Here is a 1,064-nt window from a genome sequence, read left to right as displayed (position 1 = left end):
GGGCAGAAAGTACGCTTACGGAACATTTATCCACAGAAGAAAAACATCTCATTGAGCAAAGCATTGCTCAAGATCCCCGCCCTGCCTATCAAGATATTCCCGAACGGGTTTATGTAATGAATATTGCGGATTATGAAGTACAGTTTAGGATAGAAAACAAATGTGCCACAGTGATTAAACTATCCACAATCTGATTGCAAATTGAATCTATCTACAAACAAAAGGCCGTCTGAAATGTTCAGACGGCCTTTTAATTATCCACAGACTGATTGATTCAGCCTGTTATCTTTTAGATTTTGCTGGCAAAGAATTCCAAGGTACGAACCAATTGGCAAGTGTAAGACATTTCATTGTCGTACCAAGCAACGGTTTTTACCAATTGTTTATCGCCAACTGTCATCACGCGGGTTTGAGTCGCATCGAAGAGTGAGCCGTACTCGATACCAATAACGTCGGAAGAAACAATTTGATCTTCAGTGTAGCCTAAAGCATCGTTGGCGGCAGCTTTCATGGCTGCATTGATTTCTTCTTTGGTAACAGGGCGTTCGAGAACAGAAACCAGTTCGGTCAAAGAGCCTGTGGCTACGGGAACGCGTTGGGCAGAGCCATCAAGTTTGCCGTTCAACTCAGGGATAACCAAGCCGATGGCTTTAGCGGCACCGGTGCTGTTCGGTACGATATTCAAAGCAGCGGCACGGGCGCGACGGAAGTCGCCTTTGCGGTGCGGCGCGTCAAGGGTATTTTGGTCGCCGGTATAAGCGTGGATGGTGGTCATTAGGCCTTCAACAATACCGAACTCTTTTTGCAATACCGCAGCCATAGGAGCCAGGCAGTTAGTCGTACAAGAAGCGGCAGAGATGACGGTTTCGCTGCCGTCCAAAATATCTTGGTTTACGCCGTATACAACGGTTTTCACATCATTGCCGCCAGGTGCAGAAATCACAACTTTGCGCGCACCGGCACGGATATGGGCTTCTGCTTTGGTTTTGCTGGTAAAGAAACCGGTACATTCGAGGACAACGTCCACACCCAACTCGCCCCAAGGCAATTCTTCAGGATTAGGA

Annotated in this window: 1 protein-coding gene and 1 pseudogene; one reads left to right on the top strand and one right to left on the bottom strand. The window is 47.3% G+C overall.

The features are described from left to right. A pseudogene (locus ACTHUR_RS11765) lies at positions 1-194 on the top strand (tRNA (N6-threonylcarbamoyladenosine(37)-N6)-methyltransferase TrmO); the annotation flags it as partial. A gap of 95 nt (positions 195-289) precedes the next feature. Here the strand turns inward: ACTHUR_RS11765 and ACTHUR_RS11760 are convergent. Beyond that, positions 290-1,064: type I glyceraldehyde-3-phosphate dehydrogenase (locus ACTHUR_RS11760; protein WP_440398690.1), on the bottom strand; the 775-nt coding region annotated here is incomplete at its 5' end.

Source organism: Neisseria sp. P0021.S007 (assembly GCF_051956855.1).
The sequence above is the reverse complement of the archived record's forward strand: the minus strand, read 5'-3'. Positions and strand labels throughout refer to the sequence as shown.